The following is a 279-nucleotide window of genomic DNA, read 5'->3' as shown; positions in this document are numbered from 1 at the left end:
AGAACGAGGCTACTGATTTCAATCACATCGTGATTAAACTTCAGAGCTTTACATCATGCTGCCTTGCGACGAGCTGAAGGATAACATCCTCGAATAAGCTTTGGAGCAGGAGCAAGTGTTTTGAGAGAAAATTGTTTCGAATTAAACCTTCCGGTCTAATCCTCACAGTAAAGATTGCTCCCTCAAAACTAAACAAACAAGTAACAGTCAACTTCTTATCAGTCCACAAGGACTGCATTATCCTTAGAAAGGAGGTGATCCAGCCGCACCTTCCGATAC

Annotated in this window: 1 protein-coding gene; it reads right to left on the bottom strand. The window is 42.3% G+C overall.

Going from position 1 to position 279, the window contains the following annotated elements:
* Positions 1-40 precede the first annotated feature (40 nt).
* Positions 41-279, bottom strand: a 239-nt coding sequence (locus QUG14_RS00045) for a hypothetical protein (protein WP_289338384.1), incomplete at its 5' end; no start/stop codon positions are given.

Source organism: Neobacillus sp. CF12 (assembly GCF_030348765.1).
Lineage (GTDB): Bacteria > Bacillota > Bacilli > Bacillales > Cytobacillaceae > Neobacillus.
The sequence above is the reverse complement of the archived record's forward strand: the minus strand, read 5'-3'. Positions and strand labels throughout refer to the sequence as shown.